We start from the raw sequence: 22090 nt of genomic DNA, 5'->3' as shown, positions 1-22090 counted from the left end.
AAAATAAAGAGCGCAAAACATATTTAACAGGTTTACTTCAGAGGTGCAAACATTGAAAACACATAGGAAAGCGCACTTGAATTCACTTTATAATTCACAGTGCGTTTTTTATTGATTTATAAACATTTTGGCGAATTTTAATAACTTATCGTCTCCTAACTCACATAGTAAATCACAGGGTATGAAATAATTATTGGAGGGTGCTTGATTTTGCGATTTAGTATGTAGATTATAATTCAGTAACCAGAGTTATTAATAATAAGCGGAGATTTTTCGGTTAAACAGCAGGATAGAGCTTGGTTTGGGCTATATAAGCGGAGATTTTCCGATTAAGCAAAGCAAAGGTACCCATTTTTACGTTTTTCGAGTAAATAGGCGGAATCTTTCCGTCTATTCAAGCTATTTTCAGTACTATTTCCTAATTAAGCGAAATTTCTCCGCTTATATATCAAACTCGCTTTGGCATCTAATGAAATTGGACAACTTACGGGTGGTTTCGGGGAAAAATGAAAAGTAAAAAGGGCTTAGAGATATTGCATCTCTAATCCTTTTTACTGTGAAGTTTATGTGATTTGCTATTTGATTCGGTCTGCGATTTACCGTTTTGCACCTCACAAGTAAACCCGTTAAAAACATATTGCACTCTTTATTGTATATTTACATCGAAAGTATCTTCTTAATTGTTTATGACACTAAGGCCATAAGCGAGCCACCTAATGCCCCTACAACCACAATGATCCAAGGCGGTAATTTCCAAAACACAAGCATACTAAATAATATAGCAGCAAAGGCAAAATCAATAGGTGCTAAAATTGAACTGGTCCAAATCGGTTGGTAAAAGGCAGAGATTAATATTCCAACCACTGCAGCATTTACGCCCATTAAAGCTCCTTTTATTTTAGGATTACTGCGTAAAGAATCCCAAAAAGGCAATGTTCCTAAAACGAGTAAGAATGCTGGTAAAAAAATAGCCACTGTTGCAATTAATCCACCCTGCCAGCCATTCATAACTGCACCTAAATAGGCAGCAAACGTAAATAAAGGACCTGGAACAGCCTGCGCGGCACCATAACCCGCTAAAAATGCTTCTTCGCTTAGCCAACCTGTTGGTACAAATTCACGTTCAAGCAATGGTAATACAACATGCCCCCCGCCAAACACTAGCGAACCTGAGCGATAAAAGCTATCAAACATGGCGATCCAGCTTAAAGATGTCATTTCCCTTAAAATAGGCAATAGAAATAATAAACCAAAAAATAAGATTAAACATCCCACCGCGAAACGGCGCGATATTGGAAAGTTTATTCTTGAGCCATCATTCTCTTCGTGTTGTTTATATAATAAATAACCGATAAAAGCAGAAATCAATATTACCCCGACCTGTGTGAACGCTGTTTGCCATAAGAGTGTTGTTACTAATGCGAATAAAGCTAATGCCTTTCTTTTTAAATCAGGCGTAAGTTTTTGCGCCATTCCAAGTATCGCATGTGCCACTACTGCTACAGCAACTATTTTTAAACCATGTATCCAGCCAGCATCGCTCACATCAAAACCTTGAAGAATAAGAGCAAATACAATCAACGCAATGACCGACGGAAGTGTAAAACCAAGAAAAGATACCAGCCCGCCTAAGACTCCAGCTCGCATAACCCCAATCCCAATTCCAACTTGACTACTAGCAGGTCCAGGAAGAAACTGACATAAAGCAACTAAATCTGCATAGCTTTTTTCATCCATCCACTTTCTTCTTCTAATATATTCCTCATGGAAATAGCCAAGATGTGCAATTGGCCCTCCAAACGAGGTTAAGCCAAGCCTAGTAGAAACTAAAAGGATCTCTAATAAAGAATTAATTCCTTGTTTCTTACCATTATTATTCATGATTCATCCACCTTCTTATCTATTCTTTTATTTCTTTAAATAATTCATAAGCTTTCTTCCTTGCTTCGATTAGAACAGCCTTCCCCTTTTCAGTGGTCGTATAATACTTTCTTATTTTCCCTTCAACATTTCTTTCTTCTTTTAATAAAAGACCATCTGATTCCATAGAATGAAGAATAGGGTAAAGAGTTCCAGAGCTTATATTATATCCATGTTCCTTTAGTTCCTCGACCATCCAAACACCAAAAATCGGATGTTCACTTGCATGGTGTAATATATGGATATGAATAAATCCCAGAAAAAGCTTACGTAATACTTTATCTTCCAAGTCATCACCTTCATACAATTTGATATCGGAACTCAATATCGGAATGCGATATTGAATATAACATATAAAATTATGTTTTCCAAGAGTTATATAATAAATTTACATAATCTTTACACTGTATTAAACAAAAAAAGTTGATAGCCCATAAAGGACTTACCAACTTTTCCATCAGTTCCTTACTTATTTGTGTTCTTTTATATATTTAAAAATTGTAGACGGGGCGACATCAAATTGTTGTGCGATCTCTTGCAGCGTGTGCCCTTTTTCTTGATAAAGCCTTCGCCAGGTTGGAATCATTACTTTTATCCGATCTGTCTTTGTTTGTTTACGACGTAATTTCACTTTTTCACTGATATTTTTATAGACCGTATTGGAACTGACATGATATTTCTTAGCAATGCTTTCAAACGAAAGACCTGATTCATATTGTTCTATCCATATTTTTTGAAGGTGTTCATAAGTATTTCGCTGATTTTGGTCAGCTATATTTAATTCAGGATTGATTGTCTTCAGTATTATTTTCGGATGTAGATTGTATATCTCAGCAATACTATTTAGAGAATGTCCTTTTTTATACAAGGAAATCCATGTCCATTTTAAATCATTGATAATTGGGTTTAATTCTTTGTTAATATTCGTTCTGACTGTTGACTCGCTGACTCCATATTTTCTAGCAATTTCAGCAAAGCTTCTTCCTTCCAAACGGTATTCATTCATCCATCCATCTACAATACCTTTAAATGGGGATTTACTGCTCTTACTGACCTTATCCTTAATATACTTAGATATTGTCTCAACTTGTACATTGTATTGCTCTGCAATTTCTGAGAAGTTCAGCCCCTCATCATTATATAAACGAATCCACTCTTCCTCTAAATGTTGATATTGTTTCTTTCTTCCTCTTGTCATTTTACCGTCCACCGTCACTTTTTAGGTATATTACCTACGTTATAACAGTGTGACCTTCCCTCCTTACTTTTCAAAGGGTCCGATAAAAATGCGCAAGTACCTAAATCCTGCCCTTTACCTTGACAAGTTTATGCAAAAGCGAAGCCCAATAAACTAGAAAAACACGTAATTTGGCCAAAATGGCAAATTACGATGTCTTTTCTTATACTTTAATCCTTAAAAAAAATATACTTTCTTAAAGTACAAAAAATAGATACCCAAAAAAAGGTATCTATTTATACCAGTTTTTTCGGCAACCCGGCTACCATAGTAATTTTTTTTACGTTAGACCCGTGGCTTTGCGTCCTTACCTTTCGGAAAGTTTGCTATTATCGTGAAACCCTATTTATTTTAAGTATTTCATTGTGTTAGACTTAATAAATTATATACAAAGTCTAACACAATACAATAAAAATCAGACTGTTAATTTATACAAATACCTTTTCTCCTAGTATTTCAGGAAGTTGAATAATCTCAAAAATTTCAAAGATATCTTCACTAACATTTGAAATTGTAATTTCTGATTGATTTTCTCTTAAAGTCTTTACGAGATCAATTAATAAACCTATACCGGTAGAATCAATTAGAGGTACTTTTTCAAGACTCACATCTACCGCTTTTACCTTTAGCAGCATCGGTATTAATTCTTCTTTAATAATTTCCGTTCCCTCTATATCTAATTCTCCATCTAAATAAACCTGTAGGTAGTTATCTTTTTCTAATGTCATAAATTTAAGCATAGATCCATCCCCAGTCCTTAATATTCATTCACAATAATTTGTTCATGTTGATTTAAGCTTGCAATGATGTTCGTTTTGTCGTTAGTAAGTACATACCTTACGTTACCTATTAAGAGCACTGTACCTTCTAACGCTTTAGTGATGTGAATTCTTTGATCATGCGGTACAGAAACAACTGTCTTAGTACCGCTCATCGAACCTGTTTCATAAAGGGTTACCCCATGTCGTCCATAGACAACCCCACCACGTACTGCACCAGTTACTCTTAATTGACCACCTGCATGTACTCTTGTATTTATACAGCCTTTTCCAATAATACTAATATCTCCGCTACAGTATAGACTGCTATTAATCGCATCAGTTATTGTAATATAGGCATCTGGCTCTACTGGTATTTTACTAAACTCATGTAATTCTTTCATTTTCTGTGCCAAGTTTATTAACTGATCTAAATTAATAACTTGACTTGAAAGTGTTAGAAATATTTGTTTGTTGGCATTAGCTACCTGTAACCAATTTTCGTCCTCCAAGTACTTTTTGCCATCCTCAATTACCTTTTGATACTTTTTTATATACGATAAAAAATTCTTGAACCTTGTCTCCAATAAAATCGTAATAATAGGTTGCAATCCATTAATTTTAAAATCATTTGATTTAAAAGCTGGTGAATGGATTAATTGATTTATGGAAACAATCATCATTTCTAATTGACCATATATAACACCTAACAAATGTCCTAATTCTGCGATTAGCATATTGTTTTTCCCTGCAGATAATTCAGAGCCAATAACGTTACCTTTTACTACGATCGAGTTTGAAGTCGTTAAGATAGACTTACTCACTGATTTGTGAACAAAAATATCTCCACCGGCTTCAATTTGCATGTTATCTTCTACTTCACCAATAATTTCTATATCTCCAATAAACCGAATATTACCAGAGGCTAAATTCACGTTTTCCCGGTGAACTAGTTTCGGAACAATCATTGCTTTAACTAGCTGTCCTCTTTGTTCAATAATTGGCCGACCAGATTCAGAGGCTATCAGTCTGCCATCTAGTTCAACAACACCTTTTCCAATAACTAATTTAATCGGATAGCACTCTTTTACAGGAAGTACAGCATTTGTAACTGAAATTCCTGGTATCCCCTGACTAGGTGGATGAATAATCGCAAGAACTTTTCCTTTCTCAACAATCGGAATTAATTTCGTCTCTCTAAAATCAACATTACCTGATTTATCCTCAACAAGGCCATTTCTTGGATTTATTTCAACTTTTAATTCATTCCAGCCATTACTCCCCGGCTGAATATTCCGTCCTTTTGCAATTACAAATTTACTTCGTTCCGTTGCTGTAGTTGCCTTTATGATCTCGCTATGATCGATTCCATAATTAATTTGAAGATTATTTAGCTCTTCAATTATATCTTTATATTCTAGTGTATTAATAATTTCTTTTAACTCTTCGACTGTTAGTTCGATATGGTCGGATGGCTCTACGTCTTTTAATTTTCGAGTAACTTCGTAACCAGGCACAACCTCTAGTACAGCTGCTAAACCATTATTTTCAATGGTAACCTTCCACTTCGTTTCCTTCTTTGAAGGCTCATCTAATTGAATTTCCACCTGTTCCTTCTCGGTAATGACAGTAGAAGTCTCTTTGACTAGTTTGTTATTTTTATAAAGTTTTACACCATTGGAAATTCTGACAATAGGAAAATGATCAAGTGAATCTTTTACAAAGAGTTGATTATCTTTGATCCACACTTTTCCTGCCAACTCGGTTTCCTTTATATTCTGATCTGTTTTTGAATGACCTTCTACATGTTCTTTTATTTCTATAGGTTCATCAAATGAAAAAAAGTCCATTTCCTCAAGTAGCATCGGTGTCTTGTTTTCATCATTTTCATGCAAAGTTAATGGGTAATCGTGCTCTTCAATGGTTTTAACTAAAGAAAGTTTTACGATGGCTTCCTTTCTGCCAATTCCTATAAAGCCACTTGTTGCCTGTTGAATAACCTCTATATCAACTTCTCTTGCTGTAGTTTCCAATAAGTTTAATCCTAATTGTATCGCTTCTTCTACACTTTTCCCCTTAGAGATTATATTTTGCATGATGATTCCCTCCTATGGATGAAGTACCGGGGAATTATAACTGATAATCTTCGTCTTATCTTGATTAACTTTTAATAAAACCATTGTTATATCATCTTTTTGTGGCGCATATTCTGTAAATTGTTCGATCGAATTCGTTATAGACTCTTCAATTTCTTTCACATCTAAAGAATAGTTCTTCCGAAGGATATCTCTTAAACGGTCAATACGATACATTTCTCCAACAGTATTTTGCGCTTCAGTTATGCCGTCTGTATAAAAAAATACTAAATCTTTTTCATCTAATTTGATTGAGTTTTCTTGATAGGAGGATTGCGGTAACCCACCTATCATGATTCCTTTTATTTTTGGAAGCTCTATAAGTTTCTCATGTGAGTGTACTACTAAAGGTAAATTATGTCCTGCACTCGCATAGGTAAGAATACTTTCTTCTGGATCCCAATCTGCACACAGAACTGTGACGAAAGAACCAAGTGTACGAAGATCTGAATACATTGCTCTATTCATAGCTTCTAATGTTTCACCCGGTCCTTTTGTACTTTCCGATGCACTGCGGAAAGCACCCCTCGTTAAAATCATTAACATTGCAGCTGGAATCCCTTTTCCCATTACATCACCGATAACAATGCGCAGCTTACCGTTCGGAAGAAGATAGAAATCATAGTAATCACCACCGATTAATCGTGCAGGTATCGAAATCCCACTAACCTCACTGTGTTCTATTGTTGGCTGATTACCATTCAACAGTTTCATCTGAATATTACGAGCTAATTTAATTTCTCGTTCCAATGTTTTATTCATCTCTCCATTTGGTTGGTTATTTACTAAAGATAATTCTTGTCTAAACAATCTATTCACCCACCTTTTGGATCGATTCCATAATTTGAAAAACACCAATTGTTTCAAATAACATTTCTATTTCCGGAGTGATTCCGTCCAATTCTACTCCAAACTGTTTTGCGTTCGCCTCATGTACTAAGTTAATAATGGCACCAATTCCAGTCGAATCAATAAATTCTAATTTTGAAAAATTTACGATTACCTTTTTTATGCCATCTTCAATCGATTGGACTTCCGAAATAAAAGTTTCCATCGTTGAGTAATCAAGTACCCCGCTGATAAACAGGGTACAGACTCCTTTATCTAATTCTTTTGTGATTTTGACAATATCAGAATTCATCACGTTTCCTCTTTTCTGACTTTCTAGATTACTTCAAAATAAATTGTTCCATATTCTTAAGTAACTTCTTCGAAATCTTTGATAAAGATTCTGACTGGCCCTGTAAAGATTTAAGTAGATCAGCTAAGGTAATGGTCATGTCGGTTGTAATCTTTGAACGATCTTTAGACAATTGACGCATATTGTCAATTCGACTGAGTACTTCTTGTGCCTTATTGTTATCAATGGGTTTTAACGTATCCTCCACTTGATTTAGAAATTCTTCTATTTCGGCTAAAGATTCTCTTGATGCAATCGTTGTCTCCATCGACATCGTGTATACTTTTTCAACAGAATTGTCTGCAGAAGACTCTAGCATGTAAGCAAGTCGCTCTGTTTCATTTGCTTGATCACGAGTTTCACCAATTACTCTGTTTAATGTCTCTGTCATTTTGTTTGCTGTTTTAGATAAATCACTTAACTCTCCACCATCGTTAATATAGCTTAGTGATGTAAAATCTCCTTTTTCAAGGGCCTTTATTTGATCTATTATTTTTGCTATATTCGCATAAATTTTGCTAAAGAAACGAGTAGTTATCATAAATAAAGCAACTAACGATGCAAAACTAAACACAAGTACGATTAGAGAAATGTTATACAATGGCGTGCTCATTTTTTTATAATCTAAAGCTATATAAATAACGTAATCTTCATTTAATGGAAGAAATACTTTATGAAATTCCCCTTCATTTGTAGTATCAAGATAAGAATACTCTGTCGGATTAGTAGCCATATCTATAAGTATTTCATTATCTTTATCATTTACTAATTCATAGGCCCCGTTGACCACTTTCTTTAATGGTGGATACAATTTCTCTGCTAATGATGGATCAGCATATACCCTAGGATCTAGTACAGCAATTTCCTTTGCATATTCATTTTCATCCAATACTTTACTTATCCAAGACTCTGGTCCAACTTTTTCGATAAAGTTATGAATCTCACTAGCTTCAATAAACGGGCTGATCAGAAAATCTGTTCCTGGTATATGATAATATGCATATTTGAAATAGGCTGGTTCATCCCCATGCGATCCTGACTGTGCTGTATATAAAATACCTATATTATCCCCAACATAACTTGAATTGGCAGCTACTTCACCAGAAATTCTTTTACCGTTAATTTGATCCACCATTGCTTGATATGCTTCAGGACTAATCTGTTTAAAACTAAAGCCAATTTCCGCTGGGTCTGTTGACTGAATTCCAACCACGTCATTTTCTTGGTGCGCAAATAGCGTAAGGCCACCTAAGCCTACTTGATCAACTATATTTATTAATTCTAGTTGAGTTATTTCAGTTACTGGTTTACCTAAGCCAACAATATGTTCCCCTGCTCTTATTGCCATCGATTCTAATTTTAGATCAATTTGATGTTCGATTTCGGCTGCAGCCAGCTCGGTTTCATTAATTCCTTGTTTAATTGATTCTGAGATCATGCCGGCTTCACTATTAATATTTCTATCAATCTGGTTTGAGATCAAATAGATTTGGATAATGCCAGATACGAGTACAATAGCTATTAATGTAAGGAGCATCTGAATATTAAACTGTCTGCGAAGTGTTTTATTTTTCATGATGTTGGTAACCTACCTTATTATTCGTTTGTTCTATAAATACTTTCCTTAGACTCAGCTTGTCTACCTTACTTTGTATACTTGGAAGTTCAGGAATTGTTTGAATTTGATCGGGTACCTTATAACTTGCAATTCGTTTGGCACAATACGAATAAACTTCTTGGACATTCAAAATACCGTTTGGCACTATAAAGGCAACAACTTGTTCACCAAACACAGGGTGTGGAGCACCGATAACTGCAACCTGCTTTACTTTATCATGAGTAGAAATAACCTTTTCGACTTCACTAGGTACAACTTGTTGACCACCTTTTTTGATTAAGTCTTTTTTTCGACCGATGATTTTGATCGTACCATTATCGCTGACTTCCACTAAGTCACCTGTATAAAACCATTGCTCATCATCAAGGATCTCCCTCGTTAATTCTGGCTGCCTATAATAGCCTCTAAACATAACAGGGGTTTTAACTGCTAGCTCTTTCATTCCTTGTTCTTCACGAAATTTCGTGCTAACACCATTTACAATCCTCCATTCTAGAGATTCTCGAAGGTTACAAGTTAGCACACCTCCAACTTCACTTAAGCCATACACGCCTACAAACATACATTCCTTCATCAATTCAAAGTGATCAATATAGCCTTCGTTAATCATTTCACCTGAAAGCGTACATACCTCAATGTTTCTAAAAACTTCTGAATCAATGTGTTTGCCAAAACTATACAATGCTTTAAAGATCGATGGCGTACTATCGATTGTATTTGACGTAGTATGCTCGATTAACTTAACCATTTTTGGAATATCAAATTGTTCAGGAAAAGCAATTCTTGCACCTGTTTTTAGGGCAGCAATAAAAGCTCCAATTCCTATTAATGATGTTGGCGGTGGATTTAAAAACAAGCTATCTTTCTCAGATAATCCCTTAATTTCGATATAAGTATTCGCAAAGTTTTCAACTTCTGTACAGTGTGAAACTAATCCTTTAGGTAAACCTGTGCTTCCTGTCGTGAAAAACATGATTTCTACATCTTCCGTTTCATTCGGTCGGGCAACTCCAGTAGTTTGATAATATTCCCAACATTTTTCTTCTTCATCTAAATAAAAAACTGTTGTCTCCTTATTCATTGAATGTGACCACTCATAGATCATTTTAGAAAAAAAACCATCTTGATAATCAGGGCTCGTAATAACCGCATGCGGATCAACAAATGACAAAACGGATAAAAAATCATCTTTTCGATACTGCATACTTAATGGGATCACGATCCCGCCAAGCTTGTTCACTGCCAAAACTGTTGAAAAATACGTAAACAAATTTGGCATAAGGACTACAATTCTTTTATTTTCAATATCTAACTGTTTATTTATAAATGAGATGATCTTTTCAGTATGATTAGCGATATCTCCACCGGTATAATCTCCTGAAAATGTACTTAAAGTTAATTTGTCATGATAGGAGGGATTTAAAAACTTATTAAATAGACTATTCATATTCAATTCCTTTCGTAAGAGAGTCATAGAGTTTACCAACCGTTGATAAATCATCCAATCCGATTAGTTTTTCTAAACCAGTTCCCACTTTCTCCGAAATCTCAATCAACAAATTAACCATTTGTAAAGAATCAATTCCTAAATGATCCCTGAAAGAAGAGTCCTCTTTAATTAATTCGATTGGAACATGACTAGTATCAGAGATTATCTGTCTAAAATGTTCAAATGTCATTTTATCCTCCTGTTATTTACTAAACCATTGTGCAGAAAACTCACGAATTTCTTCAAGCTTTCCATTACAACAATGTGTTTCGTTCTCATATTCAATCAATTTTTTACCATAAGGCAATTTATTATATAGTTGATAAATATCATCATTTTTAACCATAACATCGTTATTTCCATGAAATAGCAGAGTAGGTTTACTAGTTATTAGTTCATCGATAGTAGGAACAATATTTGGACCATGCTCTAAGATTGACTTCAATCGTTCTGCGAAATAATTTGGTAGTACGATAGGATCATTGCTAACTGGTGGACTAACAGCCACTGCCTTTCTTACATCTGGATGTTGACTAGCCTTAATTGCCCAGCTAGCGCCAGAGCTTGTACCAAATAAAAAGATAGGGTTTTGGGGTAATCTTTGTTGAGTAAATGCTATTATGCTATCAATAAATAAATTCCACCTGTCCGTCGAGGCCTTTAATCCATTTAAAGTAAATGTTTCTCCTTGTCCAGGACCATCAAAACTTACAGTAGCAAAGCCTAAATTAAGAAAATGTTTTTCATACGTAAATAATTCCTCTTTACTCGAATCAATAGGGTTAATGATGATGATACTTCCTTTTGAGTTTCTTGGTATCCGTACTCTTCCAGCACACTCGCGGCCACCAATATGGATACTTTCTTTATGACAGGATATCTTAGATATTTTGTCAGCCTTTGCAAACATCCGAAGGGATTGCTTATACCAGTTTAGTTTTTCCTCAAACCGTTCAGGAAAAATCCATTGAACTAGGTTATAATACAATCCGGAAAACTGATATTGAAGTTCCGCTTTTTCAGTTAATCCCTTTTCTTCATAATTAATAGCATTCATTTTATGTTCTTCAGCAACACTGCTAAAATAATTGATCCAATCATTTAGATCTTCAATAGCGTATTTTGCTTGACAAGCAACTTGTTGATCTACTCCGTGTGCAATCCATCTATCCCAAAAACCTTCAATGAGCCGAGCTGTTACTAATGTCTTTTGAATTGTACTTTTTGGATTAGACTCTATCATTATCATTTCTTTCATCACCTGCTCTATCTAGTATTAAAATTAACGTCGACCCATTTGATGAGGTTTCTAACACGACCTGATTGACAATTTTCATCATCAATGTAAACCCCTGTCCTAATGACTCTTTTGTAGAAAAGCCTGCCATAAGTGTAGTCTTTGGCAGGAGTTTAAGCGAAAAGCCTGGTCCCTTATCCTCAACTATTACCCGAAAAACGTCTTGATCCTTATAAATGAACATCTTTCCATGTTCAGCATGCTTTAAAATATTCGTTACCGCTTCTGAAACAATTAAGTTATAACTCATCATCTTGGAAACTTTTAATCCTGCTACTTCAAATGCACTTTTTGCTAGATTTCTAGCTTTAGGAATATCTGCTCTTTCTTGAATCAAGGTCTCACAAAGAAGTTCACCTTGCATATAGTGTTCAACCTTATCCTTCTCAATTAATAAGAATCCACCTTGTGTCGCGGCATAGATTACATCTCTATAGACTTCCCATACCTTTTTCGACTCATCTATTTCATTTCTATTAAGTATAGTTTCTGAATGAACCTCACTTAACACTCGGGATAGTGCATCATTATGCAATTTTGATAAATTTAATCCCTTCATTTCTTCTTCAATTAGAGCATTGCTTTGTAACCATTCCACCGCTAGGCTTGCTACATGGAACAAATTTCGGGTTGTTTCATCCATAATATCTTCGAAAGAAGTTATCGTAAAAGCTTGGTAAAACAATGCGTTTCTTTGTTCGCTGTTTAACTCAGACACCTCTGCCATACGATAAACTATCCAGCCTATTAGTGCTCTTTTTTGCACTTCTTTAAAGGAATTAAGTTCAGCGAGTTGCGGAAGAGTAATGGCTGGGATTAATTCATCGTTTTTATTTGGTTCTTCAAAAAACTTTGAGAACAATCGTTTCATGTCTTTCTCCCAAACCCTTTCTTTTTATAGAATGCCGGCAGGAGGCATTATCGTGATTTCATCAACAACAGATTGTTTGGGTTGGCACAATAGAAATAATATATGTTCTGCAATCGATTGAACCGGAATCATATTTGAGACATCTGGCTTAGGTTCAATTTCATTCCAAAACGAACTATTCACAGCGCCTGGTAAGACTGATGTAATCCGAATTCCTTCCCTTCTTAATTCAGCTTGTAAAACTTTTGTCAAACCACGTACCCCGAACTTAGAAGCTGTGTAGCCACCATTCCCTGCTAATGCTACTGTTCCAGCAATTGATACCAGATTTAAGATTTGACCGCATTGATGCTCTCGCATATGTCTTCCAAAATATTTACAAGTTAAATAGGTACCGCGTAAGTTTACTGCAATCATATTGTCAAAATCTTTTGTTTCAGAATCTAGCACACTATCAAAAACACCGAAGCCTGCTGCATTAATGAGAACATCTACACGACCAAAATGGTCAACACTACGATCTAGGAATTGTTTTACTGACTCTTCATCGCTTACATCAACACGAAGGACTAAAGCATCTTCACTTGGAAAAGCTTTCTCTAAGTCTTCAATATTTCTAGATCCTAGAACCAACTTTGCGCCATAGTTATACAAAAGCTCAGCAGTTGCTCTTCCGATTCCGCGACTTGCTCCTGTAATAACAACCACTTGATCTTTCAATTGCGTCATATCTATCATCATTATTAGTTCACATCCGATCCATAATATTCAAAATAATTTTTGTCCGTTTCCCACAATCCAATCTTATGAAGTTTAGGTAAATGGGGAGCCAACATTTCATAAATCACCTTTGCAACAACCTCTGAAGTAGGATTTAGATCTCTAAATTCGTCAGTATCCAAGTTTAAGTGTTTATGGTCAAATTTATTAAGTACAACTGTTTCAACCACTTCATCTAAATGAGATAAGTCAATGAGCATTCCTGTAATTGGATCTAACACACCACTAATGCAAACCTCAAGATAGTAGTTATGTCCATGACCATTTGGATTGTTGCACTTTCCAAATAATTTAATATTTTCCTCAACTGAAAGCTGATCACTGTGTAGACGATGTGCTGCACTGAAGTGGAATTTTCTAGTCAAGCTAACCATAGTTTCATCTCCCTTTTCTGAATACAAATAAGGATTTTCATGTAACCGCAGTTTATGCAATTCACAGTGCTCTAATTGGGGAGCAATAGCATTCCATAAATAAGTGATAATGTTTTCTGTAGTTGGAATATTCCTTTTGAAATACGGATGTTCTTTATTTAGAAACTTTCCATCGAGTTCTCTTTCAACTAGACCACCGACCAAATTTTTAATGTCAACGGTGTTAACAACTATTCCAGTTCTTGAATTCAACTTACCTTTTACAGTGACCTCCAATTTATAATCATGACCGTGACCACTAGCATTACTACACAAACCGAAAACCTCTTTATTTTTTTCTTCAGACCATTCGGTAATTCGGTAACTATGCATCGCTGAAAAGTCAATTCTTCGTGATAAATAGAGCATTGTATGTCATCTCCCCAGAGTGTTATCGACTCATGATCTTCTTTCAAACTGATTGGCCTAGAACGCCTATTCAGTTAAAGTTCTTTATATTCAGTATTTTTAGAAAAGTAAAAAGTCCACCAAAAAGTTGGTGGACTTGAATAGTTGGGATATCACTTTATGCAATATTTCAACAGATACAAATCGAACCCTTTTCGGTAACCTGGCTATCATAGTCACATAGACCTTAGATCCAATGGCTTTGCGTCCCCATTTTTCAATGAGTTTGCTATTATCGTAGGTAACAGTTGTACGTATTCATTTATTAGTGCTTTTTAATTAATTCATCGACAAATGACTACTGCGTCAATTAGTGAATATTGACCATTTTTCCTAAAAAGTAAATATAACATTATTACTATACATATAGTTTTAACATGAAATAATAGAAAGGTGAAGTGGTTTTTTGTATTTTGTTGTCGTTTTTCGTCGAACAACAAGACCTTAGTAGACTTTCTATCGACCTAGACAATATACACTACACTGTCTCCTCGTTAACTTTGTATCTTTATTTTATTTCTAATACCAAGTGTTTGTATATCACCAGTAGTTCTTATTTTCTATTTGTTAGTTGTAAGAATGATTCTCCCAGTAGGAATTACTTCCTACTAGGATTTAAAGTCTATTTATATATTTTATACTCAGTATGTTCAGCTTGTTTTGCATCATATAAAGCCATATCAGCAAATTTTACCAGTTGCCTTTTGTCATTTGAATGGTCTGGATATAAAGAAATTCCAATACCTGCCCCTAAATTAATTTTTACATGATTAAAATCTATTGCTTCTTCAAATGCCTTTATGATTCTTCTCGCAATATCTTCAGCAGTTTCTACCGAAGTCAGTTCAGGTAAAATAATACCCATTTCGTCCCCACCTAACCGGGCGACAGTATCTGTTTTTCGTACGCATTTTTGCAGTCGCCTTGCCATTTCTTTAATAACAGCATCCCCTGCATCATGTCCATACGTATCATTTATTTGCTTAAACTTTCGCCCATCCAGCATCATGACAGCAACCTTTTGCCCCGAACGATTTGCATGGTGAATCGCCATTTCTAATCTATCATCGAAGGTACGACGATTTGGTAAACCTGATAGGAAATCATAGAATGCAGCCTTCTCTAATTCATCCCTAAGTTTTTTCCTCTCTGTAATATCACGAGCAATCGTAACTAATTGTTTAACCTCTCCATCTTCAATGACAGGGGTTGTGTTTGCTTCCATCCAGATCATCTGACCATTCCTATGCCAAACCCTGAATTCAACCGGGCATGGTTCTCCACCAGCTAAAAGGCGTCTAAATTCTCTTTCTAAAAGGGATAGGTCTTCTGGATGTACATGTGTTAAAAAGGGAGTTCCAATACAGTCTTCCGTTGGATAACCAAGTATTTTTTCGTTAGATGGAGAAACAAATTCAATAATTCCATTTGGATTGATTATGTTGATAATGTCAAATGCATTGTCAGTAATGAGTCTATATTTTTCTTGGCTCTTGATAAGTTCTCTTTCTGCTCTTTTATGTTCAGTAACATTTTTGTAAAAAGCAGTTGCTCCGATTATATTTCCACTTTCATCTCGGACTGGTGTATAAGACGAAATAATATCTAGAAGTTCCCCATGCTTTGTTATACGTTTTGTTTGATGAGTACTAATAATTTCTCCATTACTAATTCTTTCGCTGATTTCTAATAGTTCAATTTTTAGATTAACTGGAACGATAGTACACTTTTGAACAACTATTTCATCTTCACTAAAGCCAAACGTTTTTTCAAATGCAGGATTTACTTTGAGTATATCTCCTTTTGTATTGATAAAAAAAACAGGATCAACTGTATACTTCCAAAAAACTTCAAGTTCTTCCTTTGTCTCGATTAAAGCCTTTTGTGCTTGTTTTGTTTCAGTTACGTCTTTTGCGAGTCCATATATACCTACTACATCATCATTAACAATTATGGGAATACTCATCACAAACAGTTCAACCCGGTGTCCAGCTTTATGTCGTAAGGCCACCTCATAGCTTTCCGTTTTTTTATCTTGAATCGCTTTATTAAAATGGTATAACGTCTTATCAACATCCTCAGGTACCATCATTGGGATAAAAGATTTCCCTAAAAATTCTTCGCTAGAATATCCGGAAATACGTTCTACACCAGCATTTCCGCTAGTGAAATTCCCATACAAATCATAAGAAAAAATTGCATCAGGGTGATTTTCAAATAACGATTTATACCGTTGCTCACTTTCCTCCAAAAGTCGTTCCATCCTTCTTCGTTCGGTAATATCTCTAGCAATTCCGTAGATTCCGTCAAGCATTCCATCAATATTAATCGGCATATTTGTTACCAATAAATAAATTTTCTCGCCGTGGCTATTCTGAATACAGGTTTCGTATTCTTCATTAATTCCAGCTAATGCTCGTTCAAAGTGTGAAAGTGTATCGTTTAAATACTCTTTATCAATCAATGGAACAAAGGAGCTGCCAATCAAATCCTGTTCACTATAACCTGTTATTTGTGTAAGGATGGCATTTGAGCTAGTGAAATTTCCCATTAAGTCTAATTCAAATACAGCATCGTCATTGTTTTCTACCAAGGAAGTTAACCTTTTATGCTCTTTTTCTAACGTTCTTTTAGTTTCTAACAGTTCCATTTCTTTTTGCATCTTCTCAGTTACATCTCTAGTAATAGCCAAGATATATTGACAATCTCCATCCTCTGTTATAATGGGGCCAAGAGAGCTTTCGCCAATAAAAGTACCATTTTTAGTTTCGATGGATTCAATGTACTCTACTGATTTTTTCGTAGTTTGAACCTCTTTAAAGTATTGTTTTAATAGCTCTGCTCGACCTTTAGGTACTACATCCTCGATCCGTTGTCCGTAAATGCCACCATCGTAACTTAGAACACTGGCTGCTGATTGGTTCACATATACATATCGATAGGAATCGCCGTCAATTTCCACTAAAATAATTAAGTCTTTCATGAAATCAAATAAACTTGAAAATGCCAAAACATCTTTTCCTATTCTTTTCACAAATTGTTTCATTATTTTCGATCTCCCTTAATGTCATGAAAAACACAATATTGATTTTTTCCATTTTTCTTAGCTGTGTACATCGCGGTATCAGCATTCTTCATTAATGTTCCCTTGTCCGAACCGTCATAAGGATAGAAACTGATACCTATACTTGTAGTTACTTGTAGTTTATTTCCATGTATGTCATAAGGATAACCAACTTTATTGATAATAGAATGTGCAACTGCAATAGCATCTTCTTTAGCTTTTATATCTCGAAGTAATATTGTAAATTCATCTCCACCTATCCGTGCAGCTAAATCGCTATCAGGTAAACATGCAGTAATACGCTTACAAACCTCTATTAATAACAAGTCCCCCATGTCATGTCCAAAATTATCATTGACCGCTTTAAAGCCATCTAAATCTAAAAACATGATGGCTAACGGCTTTGAAGTTTTGTTTTGGTAATCCACTTCCAAGATACCGGATACCTTTTCTTTAAAAAATCTTAAGTTGGGTAACCCCGTTAAATTATCATGATATGCCATATACTTTATTTTTTGCTCGGCTCGTTTTTGTTCGGTAATATCATGAATAACAACAAGCGCACCAATAATCTCACCGGTTTTACTTGTAATTTGTTTACCATTTACTGAATGAAATTGAGCAGATTCACCATTTGGTTTGTATATTAATTGTTGATGCTTAACCTCTTCTCCTCTTAAAGCTCTTAACAAAGGTATATTGTTAGTATTCATTTCTTGATTATCATCTTCATAGATATTCAATTTTTGTGTCCAATGCTCGTAAGGAATCGGAAATGATAGAAAATCTTTATTTACACGTTGTGAAGAAGTGCCATTCATATATAATAGATTTCCATCTTTGTCACAGACAGATACTCCCTCATCCATATTTTCTGTCACTGCGCGTAAAAACGTTTCTTTTAATAGTGAATTTTGTACACTTTTTTCCACATATTGAAGAAAAATATATATGCAAATTCCGATAAATACCATTTGAACACCATCAAAAACATAATCTAAAATTGTATTTTCAATAGTAATTCCTAAAGATTCAAGCACTTCATCCAAGTATTGAATAACTGCAAACATAAGAAATAGCCATAAAAAATTTTTGAGAGTTAAAAACCTCTTTGTTAGTGTAGTCATTGCAATATCGTACATATTGTTTGGTCCTCCCTATTTCAAATGAGTTAAACTTTATATAAGGATTGACCTGAAATTTCTCATAAAAAAAGCCATTCTAAAAAAGAATAGCTTTTTGTCTATCCTTTGGTAACCCGGCTGCCATTGTAGATACTTTAGGCCCGTGGCTTTGCGTCCCTAGCTTTCGATAGGTTTGCCATTTTCAAAAGTTGTTTAGTTTAAATATTAATTAACTAGCAAGTACCGAGATGTCGTTAACTCCGCCCTTTAACTTTTTTTCGCTAACCAAAATTACTCTTCTCAATAGGATCTATAGACTTAAACTTGCGGAAATCTAATTCAGCTAGTTTCCGCTTTGTGATATCCCTAGCAACTATAACAACACTCTCAATCTGCCCATTTTCACCTCGTACAGGAGTTCCTTTTGCTTCAACGTATACCCAATGACCATCTGCATGGATATGTCGAAATTCAATCTGAGCAGGTGTATTAGTAGCAATCGTTTCATCATGCATTCTCCGTACATATGGAATATCTTCCGGATGAATAAATTGAAAAACAGACATTTCATGAATTTCTTCAGGTGAATAGCCTAATATTGATTGATGTGAAGGTGAGACGTATTGAAGTACTCCATTCAAATCAACAACTCTAATTAGATCTGATGTATTCTCTGCTATAAGTCGATACTTCTCTTCACTAGCTTTTAAAGCCTCTTCTACTCGTTTTCGCTCTGTAATATCCACACAAGATGCAATGACCTCAACTATTTGTCCACCTTTTCGAATAGGTCGTAATGACGCTAAATAGTGAAGACCATTATATTCCATTTCAAAAACAACCTCTTCTTCCCCATTGAAAGCTCTTCGATAATAACTTGTGATCTCTTCAGCCACTTCAACACTTAAAACTTCAAAGTGGTCCTTCCCGAGAATTTGTTCTGGTACGAATCCTAATCGATACAGTAATTCGCCATCACACAAAGTATGGATATACCTTCCGTCCTGCTCCTTGACTTTTAACGTCATACCTTGCTGCTGACGTATAGTGTCATGCAGTTCTTGTTGCGCTATCCTAAACGCTTCTTCCATCCACTTTTGTTCCCTTATTTCTTGTGGAACTCCAAGTTGGTCGACTAGTTGCTCAAGTTCAGCAAACTTCTTCTCAATCTCTTCTATTGGCACAGGTTTACTGAATAAGTAGCCTTGTGCTTTATTACATAGATGCTGTTGTAAGAATATAAGCTGTTCTTTTGTTTCAACACCTTCAGCAATGACTTCTAGTTTAAGTTGGTGTGCCATCGCAATAATGGTTTCTACAATAGTAGAATCATTTACATCTTCTAAACAATCTCGAACGAAGGATTGGTCAATTTTCACAATATCGATTGGGAATTTTTTCAAGTAATAAAGCGAACTATAACCCGTCCCGAAATCATCTAAACTAATTGTTACTCCTAGCTTTTTCAGCTCAGACACTATCTTGAGCGCATGATGTGTATCAATCATCATACTTTCGGTAATCTCAAGCTCCAAAAATGCTGGAGGTAAACCAGTTTCATTTAGTATATGGCTAACCATTTTAATTAAATTGGGCTGATAAAACTGCCTTACTGAAAGGTTAACAGATACAACAGGTGTCATAATACCTTTATCATGTAAGGCCTTCATCTGAGTACACGCTTGTCTTAATGCCCATTCCCCAATTGGAACGATCATACCGGTTTCTTCTGCCAAAGGAATAAAGCGTGCGGGGGAAATTAATCCTTTATCAGGATGTTGCCAGCGAATTAGAGCTTCTAGTCCAGATAGTTCACCTGATTGGATATCGACCTTTGGCTGGTAATATAAAACAAATTCTTCATGTTCAATTGCTTTTCGAAGATCCGCTTCCATAGTGAATACTTCATTTGTGATTTCAGCTGATTTATTTTCATAGAATTGGATATTATTATTTCCTAATTGTTTTGCTTGGTGCATAGCTATGTCAGCATTTTTCAGTAAGGTTTCACTATTACCTCCATCCTGAGGATATAAACTTATTCCAATACTTGGGGTTATAAATAACTCATAACCTTTTAAGTTGATTCCCACATTTAAACAATCTAGAATTTTTCCACTTGTATTCAAAGCGCCCTCAGCATTTTTGTTCGGAAGGAGAAATATAAATTCATCACCGCCAAGCCTTGCTATACAATCATCAGTGCCAATGCAGTCTAGCAATTTATTTGAAACTTCTTTTAACAACAGATCACCAATATCGTGACCAAGCGTATCATTAATCAATTTAAATCGGTCTAAATTAAGGTATAAAACAGCTGCAGTCTCTACATTTTGATTTGTTATAGCCTTATTAAAATTAGAAATAAAGTTGAACCGATTTGGTAAACCAGTCAAGACATCATGGTATGCCAAATATTTAGCCTTCTCTTCGGCAAGTTTTTGTTCCGTAATATCAATAGCGCTACCAATTACAGCTGGCATACCTTTATACATAGTTTTTGAGGCATGCACGTCCAAATGCATAATGCTTTTATCTTTTTTGATTACGCGATATTGGAAACGATTACCTTTCAGCTTACCCATTAGCCTTTTTTGAAGATTTTCTTTTACCAACGGTAGGTCTTCTGGAAAAATATGAACAGCAACCTCAGTATTGATCAATTCTTCTTTTGTATAACCAGAGAAGTTTATTAATTGTGGATTCACATAAACGAATTTTCCATCCTGAATAATATAAATACCTATTAAAGAATCTTCCACTAAAATACGATATTTAAATTCTGCTTCAACTAAAGCCATTTGGTCATTTTTATAACTCGTAATATCTTTACAAATTCCATAAACCCCGATAATTTCTTTATCTACTATCATCGGGATAAGGGTTACATCTAATTCGATTCGATTACCAAATTTACTTATAAAGGCCGTTTCAAAGTTTGTGGCTTGACCACTTAATGTTTTTCGGAAATTTTCCATAGCCTTTTCTACTTGATCAGAAACAAGTAAGGGGGCAAAAGGGCGATGTAATATTTCCTCAAGTTCGTACCCATATGACTCCACAATTTTATTTGTGTTCAAAAAATTACCTTCAGTATCAAAGGTTAAAACAAGTCCAGGATTATGCTGATAAAGCGGTAGATAATACTGGTCATGAATTTTTTGTTTTTGCCTTTGAATATAATATTTACTTTCTTGATGGCTTATAAGTGTGAATACACATAAAATAATAAGAGTTGCAACACCAATACCAAATCCTAACATCAACATATCCACGCTAATTTCTAACGTTGTTTTCTCCTCTTGAGGAAATGTATTTAGTGACAAATACATATGGGTAATGTAAAATCCAACAACTCCTAATCCCATAACTATTGCACTACTAAGCAAATACATCCTACTATGTCTACTATTAAATAGGTCTTTTCGCTGATCACGTTCAAATGCAACGTAAAGAGTAATCATTGGTATACTTATTAAAAATATGACCAAGTACATATTAAATGTATCCCTGAATCCCATAAAGCCACCGTCCATTATTATTATCTTGTTTTAAGTCTTAACAAAAATATTTTTCTTCTCATCCCAATATAAAATGATCAGTCCTTAACAACAATGATCACTTATTGGAAATAACAAAACTATTGAAATAGGTAAAATTGACTATCCTGTACGCCAACCAACTTTATGAATTACATTAAAGTGAACGAAATTCGGAAGATGATGTTTTCTTCTTTAAATTTACAGATAATTAATTTTTTATAGGTTATGATATATTGTGAATGATTTAGGAAGAA

Annotated in this window: 17 protein-coding genes and 3 riboswitches; all 17 genes read right to left on the bottom strand. The window is 34.9% G+C overall.

Annotated features, from left to right (window positions below; translation table 11 throughout):
• Positions 1–684: 684 nt before the first annotated feature.
• Positions 685–1881 carry a chromate transporter gene (locus C1724_RS02405; protein ID WP_102345150.1) on the bottom strand — a complete coding sequence of 399 codons (1197 nt, stop codon included), beginning with the start codon at positions 1879–1881 and terminating at the stop codon, positions 685–687.
• A 19-nt stretch (positions 1882–1900) separates the two neighbouring features.
• A complete protein-coding gene (locus tag C1724_RS02400) occupies positions 1901–2209 on the bottom strand; it encodes a PadR family transcriptional regulator (RefSeq protein WP_102345149.1) in 309 nt (102 codons plus the stop codon).
• Between the two features lie 180 nt (positions 2210–2389).
• Positions 2390–3118 carry a hypothetical protein gene (locus C1724_RS02395; RefSeq protein WP_102345148.1) on the bottom strand — a complete coding sequence of 243 codons (729 nt, stop codon included), beginning with the start codon at positions 3116–3118 and terminating at the stop codon, positions 2390–2392.
• A 288-nt stretch (positions 3119–3406) separates the two neighbouring features.
• A riboswitch (cyclic di-GMP riboswitch) is annotated at positions 3407–3495 on the bottom strand.
• Positions 3496–3585: 90 nt separating this feature from the next.
• Positions 3586–3897 carry an STAS domain-containing protein gene (locus C1724_RS02390; protein ID WP_102345147.1) on the bottom strand — a complete coding sequence of 104 codons (312 nt, stop codon included), beginning with the start codon at positions 3895–3897 and terminating at the stop codon, positions 3586–3588.
• Positions 3898–3914: 17 nt separating this feature from the next.
• The gene (locus tag C1724_RS02385; protein ID WP_102345146.1) at positions 3915–6011 is read right to left on the bottom strand and encodes a FapA family protein; all 2097 of its coding nucleotides are present in this window, start codon (positions 6009–6011) and stop codon (positions 3915–3917) included.
• A gap of 12 nt (positions 6012–6023) precedes the next feature.
• Positions 6024–6812, bottom strand: a complete 789-nt coding sequence (locus C1724_RS02380) for a PP2C family protein-serine/threonine phosphatase (protein ID WP_102346707.1) — start codon at positions 6810–6812, stop codon at positions 6024–6026.
• A 49-nt stretch (positions 6813–6861) separates the two neighbouring features.
• Positions 6862–7191 carry an STAS domain-containing protein gene (locus C1724_RS02375; protein ID WP_102345145.1) on the bottom strand — a complete coding sequence of 110 codons (330 nt, stop codon included), beginning with the start codon at positions 7189–7191 and terminating at the stop codon, positions 6862–6864.
• A 28-nt stretch (positions 7192–7219) separates the two neighbouring features.
• On the bottom strand, positions 7220–8806 hold the full coding sequence (locus C1724_RS02370) for a methyl-accepting chemotaxis protein (protein WP_102345144.1): 1587 nt from the start codon (positions 8804–8806) through the stop codon (positions 7220–7222).
• Positions 8796–10295, bottom strand: coding sequence for a class I adenylate-forming enzyme family protein (locus C1724_RS02365; protein WP_180994103.1), 1500 nt, complete (start codon positions 10293–10295; stop codon positions 8796–8798). Before C1724_RS02365 ends, C1724_RS02370 begins: the two co-directional genes overlap by 11 nt.
• Positions 10288–10527 (bottom strand): acyl carrier protein, encoded by a 240-nt coding sequence (locus C1724_RS02360; protein WP_102345142.1) that lies wholly within the window; start codon positions 10525–10527, stop codon positions 10288–10290. Before C1724_RS02360 ends, C1724_RS02365 begins: the two co-directional genes overlap by 8 nt.
• Positions 10528–10539: 12 nt before the next feature.
• Complete coding sequence (locus C1724_RS02355) at positions 10540–11586, bottom strand: alpha/beta hydrolase (protein ID WP_180994102.1); 1047 nt, start codon at positions 11584–11586, stop codon at positions 10540–10542.
• Positions 11567–12505, bottom strand: coding sequence for an ATP-binding protein (locus C1724_RS02350; RefSeq protein ID WP_102345140.1), 939 nt, complete (start codon positions 12503–12505; stop codon positions 11567–11569). The genes C1724_RS02355 and C1724_RS02350 overlap by 20 nt, the downstream gene beginning before the upstream one ends.
• Before the next feature lie 24 nt (positions 12506–12529).
• Positions 12530–13246 (bottom strand): SDR family oxidoreductase, encoded by a 717-nt coding sequence (locus C1724_RS02345; RefSeq protein WP_180994101.1) that lies wholly within the window; start codon positions 13244–13246, stop codon positions 12530–12532.
• Positions 13247–13248: 2 nt separating this feature from the next.
• Positions 13249–14067: a 6-carboxytetrahydropterin synthase gene (locus C1724_RS02340; protein WP_102345139.1), complete on the bottom strand. Its 819-nt coding sequence runs from the start codon at positions 14065–14067 to the stop codon at positions 13249–13251.
• Between the two features lie 193 nt (positions 14068–14260).
• Positions 14261–14347, bottom strand: a riboswitch (cyclic di-GMP riboswitch).
• 381 nt (positions 14348–14728) lie between these two features.
• Positions 14729–17152: a PAS domain S-box protein gene (locus tag C1724_RS02335; RefSeq protein ID WP_102345138.1), complete on the bottom strand. Its 2424-nt coding sequence runs from the start codon at positions 17150–17152 to the stop codon at positions 14729–14731.
• On the bottom strand, positions 17152–18312 hold the full coding sequence (locus C1724_RS02330) for a diguanylate cyclase domain-containing protein (protein WP_102345137.1): 1161 nt from the start codon (positions 18310–18312) through the stop codon (positions 17152–17154). Before C1724_RS02330 ends, C1724_RS02335 begins: the two co-directional genes overlap by 1 nt.
• 107 nt (positions 18313–18419) lie before the next feature.
• Positions 18420–18502: riboswitch (cyclic di-GMP riboswitch) on the bottom strand.
• A gap of 73 nt (positions 18503–18575) precedes the next feature.
• On the bottom strand, positions 18576–21815 hold the full coding sequence (locus C1724_RS02325; protein WP_180994100.1) for an EAL domain-containing protein: 3240 nt from the start codon (positions 21813–21815) through the stop codon (positions 18576–18578).
• Positions 21816–22090 lie beyond the last annotated feature (275 nt).

Origin of the sequence: Bacillus sp. Marseille-P3661 (genome assembly GCF_900240995.1) — a bacterium.
Lineage (GTDB): Bacteria > Bacillota > Bacilli > Bacillales > Bacillaceae_J > OESV01.
Note: the sequence above shows the minus strand (reverse complement) of the source record. Positions and strands in the feature narration are given on the sequence as shown.